7 protein-coding genes are annotated in these 6,051 nt (G+C 71.3%); 5 read left to right on the forward strand and 2 right to left on the reverse strand.

Annotated elements, in window-relative coordinates; genetic code table 11:
* The first annotated feature begins 52 nt into the window (after nucleotides 1–52).
* Nucleotides 53–691: a phosphoserine phosphatase SerB gene (gene serB, locus Q7F20_RS17470; RefSeq protein WP_305741336.1), complete on the forward strand. Its 639-nt coding sequence runs from the start codon at nucleotides 53–55 to the stop codon at nucleotides 689–691.
* Nucleotides 692–808: 117 nt separating this feature from the next.
* On the opposite strand, the gene fabG is transcribed toward serB, so the two are convergent.
* A complete protein-coding gene (gene fabG, locus Q7F20_RS17475; protein ID WP_305741337.1) occupies nucleotides 809–1,522 on the reverse strand; it encodes a 3-oxoacyl-ACP reductase FabG in 714 nt (237 codons plus the stop codon).
* 166 nt (nucleotides 1,523–1,688) lie between these two features.
* Between fabG and Q7F20_RS17480 the strand changes: the two genes are divergently transcribed.
* Genes Q7F20_RS17480 through Q7F20_RS17490 form a run of 3 tightly spaced genes read left to right on the forward strand, consistent with a single transcriptional unit; the run spans nucleotide 1,689 to nucleotide 3,387 of the window.
* Nucleotides 1,689–2,108 (forward strand): DUF3099 domain-containing protein, encoded by a 420-nt coding sequence (locus Q7F20_RS17480; RefSeq protein ID WP_305741338.1) that lies wholly within the window; start codon nucleotides 1,689–1,691, stop codon nucleotides 2,106–2,108.
* On the forward strand, nucleotides 2,108–2,416 hold the full coding sequence (locus Q7F20_RS17485; protein WP_370871727.1) for a hypothetical protein: 309 nt from the start codon (nucleotides 2,108–2,110) through the stop codon (nucleotides 2,414–2,416). The genes Q7F20_RS17480 and Q7F20_RS17485 overlap by 1 nt, the downstream gene beginning before the upstream one ends.
* Entirely contained in the window at nucleotides 2,413–3,387 is a 975-nt protein-coding gene (locus Q7F20_RS17490) for an SURF1 family protein (RefSeq protein ID WP_305741339.1), read from the forward strand. Before Q7F20_RS17485 ends, Q7F20_RS17490 begins: the two co-directional genes overlap by 4 nt.
* A 93-nt stretch (nucleotides 3,388–3,480) precedes the next feature.
* Here Q7F20_RS17490 and Q7F20_RS17495 read toward each other — a convergent pair whose 3' ends face one another.
* A complete protein-coding gene (locus Q7F20_RS17495) occupies nucleotides 3,481–5,079 on the reverse strand; it encodes an ABC-F family ATP-binding cassette domain-containing protein (protein WP_305741340.1) in 1,599 nt (532 codons plus the stop codon).
* 115 nt (nucleotides 5,080–5,194) lie between these two features.
* On the opposite strand from Q7F20_RS17495, the gene Q7F20_RS17500 reads away from it, so the two are divergent.
* Nucleotides 5,195–5,794 carry a biotin transporter BioY gene (locus tag Q7F20_RS17500; protein ID WP_305741341.1) on the forward strand — a complete coding sequence of 200 codons (600 nt, stop codon included), beginning with the start codon at nucleotides 5,195–5,197 and terminating at the stop codon, nucleotides 5,792–5,794.
* Nucleotides 5,795–6,051: the final 257 nt, after the last annotated feature.

Below are 6,051 nucleotides of genomic sequence, written 5' to 3' on the forward strand. Positions count from 1 at the left end.
CGGCTGACGTCATGAACGTCAGCCGCGCCTCCTGAGTCGGTACCGTTGGTGCGTGCCACGCTTCCTCGTCGTCCTCGATGCCGATTCCACGCTCCTCGAGGACGAGGTCATCGAACTCCTGGCCGACACGGCGGGGACCCGGTCACGGGTCCAGGCGATCACGGAGCGCGCCATGCGCGGCGAGATCGACTTCGCCGAGAGCCTCCGGGAGCGTGTCGCGACCCTTGCGGGCCTCCAGGTCGACGTCTTCCGGGGCGCACAGCAGGCGGTCCGCGTGACGCGGGGCGCCGATGAGCTGGTCCGCGGCGTGCACGCCGCCGGCGGGACCGTGGGCGTGGTGTCGGGTGGGTTCCACGAGGTCCTCGACCCGTTCGCCGAGCGGCTCGGCCTCGACCACTGCCGGGCGAACCGGCTCGAGGTGGTGGCCGACGTCCTCACCGGGCGCGTCCTCGGCGACGTCGTGGACGCGCACGCCAAGGCCGTGGCGCTCCGCGAGTGGGCCGCGGCCGACGACGTTCCGGTCGTCCGCACCGTCGCGATCGGCGACGGCGCGAACGACCTCGAGATGATGCGCGTCGCGGGGCTGTCGGTCGCGTTCGACGCGAAGCCGCTCGTCCGGGAACATGCTGACGTCGCGGTCGTCGACCGTGACCTGTCGAGCGTGCTCGCCACGCTCGGCCTGCGCGGCTGACGCGCGGGCCGACCGGCCCGCGGACGACCACGCCGAGACTCGGCCCTGCGGACAGTTCCGCGGCCACCTCGCCGCGAATGTGTCCGCCGAGGCGAGACTCGGCGGCGGTGCGCCCGCCTAGTGGCCCATCCCGAGACCGCCGTCGACCGGGATGACCGCACCCGAGATGTACCCGGCGCCGTCGCCGGCGAGGAACAGCGTGGCGTCCGCGACGTCGTCGACCGTGCCGTACCGAGCCGCGGGGATCTGCTTCTTGAACTCGGCCTGGAGCTCCTCGGGCAGCGCCGCCGTCATGTCCGTCTGGATGAAGCCGGGTGCGACGACGTTGGCGGTGATGCCGCGGGAGCCGAGCTCGCGCGTGATCGACCGGGCCATGCCGACGAGGGCGGCCTTCGACGAGGCGTAGTTGACCTGGCCGACCTGGCCGTACGCGCCGACGACGCTCGACATGAGCACGATGCGGCCGAACTTGGCCTTCATCATGCCCTTCGTGGCTCGCTTGACGACGCGGAACGTACCCGTGAGGTTCGTGTCGACGACGCTCGTGAAGTCCTCCTCCGACATGCGGAGCAGCAGCTGGTCGTTCGTGATGCCCGCGTTCGCGACGAGGACCTCGATCGGTCCGAGCTCGGCCTCGACCTGCGTGAACGCGGCGTCGACCGACGCGGTGTCGGTGATGTCGGCCTGGACCGTGAGTGCCCCCTCGGGCCCACCCTGGCCGCTGCGGGACGTGACCGCGACGCGGTGCCCGGCGGCGACGAAGCGCTCCGCGAGGGCGTGGCCGATGCCGCGGTTGCCGCCGGTGACGAGGACGGTACGGGGGGTGCTCATGGTCGCTCCGTTCGGGGTGGGTTGCACGGCGCGCCGGATCCGGACCGGGTCGGACACGCCCGGACGAGCGTAGCGGGTCCGAAACCCGCACTGCGTCCGCGCGCGGCGGAACCATCCGGGCCCGCGCGGAGTTAGGCTTTTCCTCGGGCAGAGGAAAGAACATCGGATGAAGACGACGCACAGCATCACCACCCTCCCGGACTCTCCGGAGCAGGACCGTGCGCACCGCCTGTCCCGCTACGTCTGGCAGATGGCCCTCCGCGTCGTGTTCTTCATCGGTGCGGTGATCGTGTGGTCGATCTGGCACACCTGGCTCGCCGTCATCCCGATCGTCCTCGCCGGCGTGATCCCCTGGGTCGCCGTCATCATCGCGAACGCCGGTAGCCGTGCCGAGAGCGACATCGTGACCCCCGCGGGTGCGATCCAGCTCTACGACGCCGTGGACCCGCGCCTCCGCGAACAGCAGGAGGACGCCCGGGCCGAGGCGTACCGCGCCGAGCAGGATCGGCTGCGCGAGCAGGCGCAGGACGCACAGGCCGAGTGGCAGCGCAACGGCGACCGTTCGCGGGTCTGGGGTCGTCGCTGATGGGGGCCACGTTCGACCTCTTCACCGAACCCGGCTCGACCCCCGTGTGCTCCCGCGCGGGCTGCGTGTCGACCGCGGCCTGGCGCGTCAACTGGCGCAACCCCCGGATCCACGCGATCGACCGCGTGAAGATCTGGGCGGCCTGCGACGAGCACCGTGACTTCCTCGCGGACTACCTCCGCTCCCGGTCCTTCCCCGTCCGTGTCACGGGCATGCACGAGGACGTGGACCGCCTCGACGACGAACGCGACCCGGCCGACGCCCCGAAGAACGACGTCGGTGCGCGCGCAGCCGGTGACCGTCGGTGAGCCAGCACTTCGACCCGAGCTCCCGGTACGGCCGACGGCACGCGCAGAAGCTCCAGCGTGCAACGGCCACCGCTGACGACGGCGGGACCGCCACCGCCGAGCGCGACCCGGACGAGCCCTTCGTCGGATGGCGCTTCGTCCGCAGCCGGCGCTGGCTCGGCTACTTCGCCATCGCGGTGGCGTTCGCGATCGTGTGCGCGCTGTTCGGCATGTGGCAGTGGGACCGCCGGAACGAGGCCGTCCGCCAGAACGAGCAGGTCGCCCAGAACTACGAGCACACCCCGGTCCCGCTCGACGAGGCGCTCCCCACGGCGTCGAGCTGGAACGACTCGCAGACCTGGCTCCGGGTGAGCGTCACCGGCCGCTACGACACCGACGACCAACAGCTCGTCCGGAACCGCGTGCACAACGGCCAGCCCGGCTTCGAGGTGCTCACGCCGCTCGTCACCGCCGACGGCCGAGCGTTCGTCGTGGACCGCGGCTGGGTCCCCACAGGCAACGCGCAGGACGCCCCCGACCACGTGCCCGCTCCCCCCTCGGGCGAGGTGACCGCCATCGTCCGGCTGCAGCCGAGCGAGCCGCGCATCCCCGGCCGCACCGACCCGGCGCACACCGACCAGGTGCAGTCCGTGACGCTGTCCGACGTCGGCAAGAAGGTCGACACGCCCATCTACACCGGGGCGTACGGGCAGCTCGCGTCCGAGTCCCCCGCCCCGACCGAGGCACGTCCGCTCGGGTGGGAGCGCCCGACGGCCGACACCGGACTGCACCTCAGCTACTTCATCCAATGGTTCATGTTCGCGGTCGGCGGGTTCGGCTTCCTCGCCTACCTGATGGTGCAGGAGTTCCGGAACCTGAACCAGGACGACCCCGAGGAGCGCGAGCGCGCCCTCGAGCGGCAGCGCCGCAAGGACGCGAAGCCGAAGACGGACGCGGAGATCGAGGACGAGCTGCTGAACGCGGGTCGCTGACGCCACCACAGGGCTGACGCCACCACCGTACGGACGGGAGGCGCGGATCGGCGCCGACCCGCGCCTCCCGTCCGTCAGCGACGCACCACGCGCCTACGCGAGCTCGATGAGTTCCGCGTAGTCCTTGTTCCAGTGGTCCTCGGTGCCGTCCGGCAGCAGCAGGACCCGCTCGGGGTTGAGCGCCTCGACCGCACCGGCGTCGTGCGACACGAGCACCACGGCACCCTCGTAGCCGGCCAGTGCGCCGAGGATCTCCTCGCGCGAGGCCGGGTCGAGGTTGTTCGTCGGCTCGTCGAGCAGCAGCACGTTCGCGCCCGACACGACGATCATGGCGAGCGAGAGGCGGGTCTTCTCGCCACCGGAGAGCACCCCGGCCTTCTTGTACCCGTCGTCGCCGGTGAACAGGAACGAGCCGAGCACGCGGCGGGCCTCGGTCTCGTTGAGGTCGTTCGACGCGGACACCATGTTCTCGATCACGGTGCGGTTGACGTCGATGTTCTCGTGCTCCTGCGCGTAGTAGCCGATGCGCAGCCCGTGGCCCGGCAGGATCTCGCCGGTGTCGGGCTGGTCCGCGCCCGCGAGGATCCGGAGCAGCGTCGTCTTGCCGGCACCGTTGAACCCGAGGATCACGACGCGCGAACCCCGGTCGATGGCGAGGTCGACGCCGGCGAAGATCTCGAGCGAGCCGTACGACTTCGAGAGCCCCTCGGCCATGAGCGGCGTGCGGCCGCACGGAGTCGGGGTCGGGAAACGCAGCTTCGCGACGCGGTCGACGGCGCGCTCCTCCTCGAGTCCGGCGAGGAGCTTCTCGGCACGCGCGACCATCTGGTGCGCCGCAGCGGCCTTCGTGGCCTTCGCACCGAAGCGTGCGGCCTGGTCCTTGAGCGTCGCGGCCTTCTTCTCGGCGTTGGCGCGCTCCTTGCGGCGGCGCTCCTCGTCGGCGGCGCGCTGCCGCTGGTACAGCTTCCAGCCCATGTTGTAGACGTCGATCGACTGGCGGTTGGCGTCGAGGTAGAAGACGCGGTTGACGACCTCGTCGACGAGCTCGACGTCGTGCGAGATGACGATCACGCCGCCCGGGTAGGTCTTGAGGTGCTCGCGCAGCCACACGATCGAGTCGGCGTCGAGGTGGTTCGTCGGCTCGTCGAGGATCATCGTCTCGGCGTCCGAGAAGAGGATCCGGGCGAGCTCGATGCGCCGTCGCTGACCACCCGAGAGCGTCTTGAGCTGCTGGTCGAGGATGCGGTCCGGCAGCTTGAGGTTCGACGCGATGGACGCGGCCTCGGCCTCGGCCGCGTAGCCGCCGAGCGCGTTGAACTGGTCGTCGAGCCGGCTGTACCGACGCATGGCCTTCTCGGCGACCGCAGTGTCCGTGCTGGCCATGTCGATCGTGGCCTGACGGATGCCCTCGACGAGCTCGCCGAGCCCGCGGGCGTCGAGGATGCGCTTGCGGGCGGTGTCCTCCGGGTTGCCGGAGCGGGGGTCCTGCGGCAGGTAGCCGATCTCGCCGGAGCGGTCGATCCTGCCCCCGGTCGGTTGGGTCTCACCCGCCAGGGCCTTGGTCATCGTGGTCTTCCCCGCGCCGTTCCGGCCGACGAGGCCGATCTTGTCCCCCTTCTCGACGCGGAAGGACACGTTCTCCATCAGGAGGCGAGCCCCGACGCGGATCTCGAGGTCGTGCACGGCAAGCACAGCAGACGTCCAATCAGTTGGTGGATGTGCACAACGGTGTGTGCGGGAGGTGCACCGCTACGCTGACGGGACCGATGGTCCCGAACGGGACCAGCAGTCCATTCTAGGAGAATCCATGACGAACGCCACCGGGTTCGCTCGCCGCGCAGTCCTCGCCGACCGTTTGCGCACCCACGGCCTGGCCACGAACGCCGCCCTCGTCGCCGGCGGAGCACTCTTCACCGCCGCCATGGCGCAGGTCGAGGTGCCGATGTGGCCCGTGCCGATCACGGGGCAGACCCTCGCGGTCGTGCTCGTCGGTGCGACCCTCGGTGCCCGCCGCGGCATGCTGTCGCTGCTCGTCTACGCGGTCGCCGGGCTCGCCGGTGCGCCGTTCTTCGCCGGCTTCACGGGTGGCCTCGGCGCGCTGGCTGTGCCGAGCTTCGGCTACGTGATCGGGTTCATCCCCGCTGCCGGCGTCATCGGCTGGCTCGCCCGCCGCGACTGGGACCGCCACGTGGGCCGGGCTGCTGTCGCGATGCTCGTCGCCAGCGCGATCCCGTTCGTCACGGGTCTCCCCTACCTCGCCGTCGTCCTCGGCCAGCTTGGCGCGCCGAACGACCTGCAGTCGGTCCTCGCCGCCGGCCTGTACCCGTTCATCGTCGGGGGCGTCGCGAAGGCCCTCATCGCCGCGGGCATCCTGCCCCTGGCGTGGAAGGCGCTCGGCCGCCGCTGAGTACTCCCGCCGACGAAGGACCCCGCACCGTCCGGTGCGGGGTCCTTCTGCGTGCGCGGGCTTCGGGGCGAGGCCGGCCGAGGTGAGGTCGGCCGAGGTCGCACGACACGCCGCGCGCGGGTCGCCGAGGTCGCACGACACGCCGGGCGCGGGTCGCCGAGGTCGCACGACACGCCGTTCGCGCGCGTCGTGGGCGACAGATTGCGCGACCTCGGCGTCGCGCCCCGCGCGCGTCGCCAGCACGGACGGACGGGAGG

Origin of the sequence: Curtobacterium sp. A7_M15 (assembly GCF_030705415.1) — a bacterium.
Classification (GTDB): domain Bacteria; phylum Actinomycetota; class Actinomycetes; order Actinomycetales; family Microbacteriaceae; genus Curtobacterium.

Coding starts and splice junctions, on each gene's coding strand:
- Q7F20_RS17480 (WP_305741338.1), top strand. CDS start 1,689: ATGAAGACGACGCACAGCATCACCACCCTCCCGGACTCTCCGGAGCAG.
- fabG (WP_305741337.1), bottom strand. CDS start 1,522: ATGAGCACCCCCCGTACCGTCCTCGTCACCGGCGGCAACCGCGGCATC.
- Q7F20_RS17485 (WP_370871727.1), top strand. CDS start 2,108: ATGGGGGCCACGTTCGACCTCTTCACCGAACCCGGCTCGACCCCCGTG.
- Q7F20_RS17500 (WP_305741341.1), top strand. CDS start 5,195: ATGACGAACGCCACCGGGTTCGCTCGCCGCGCAGTCCTCGCCGACCGT.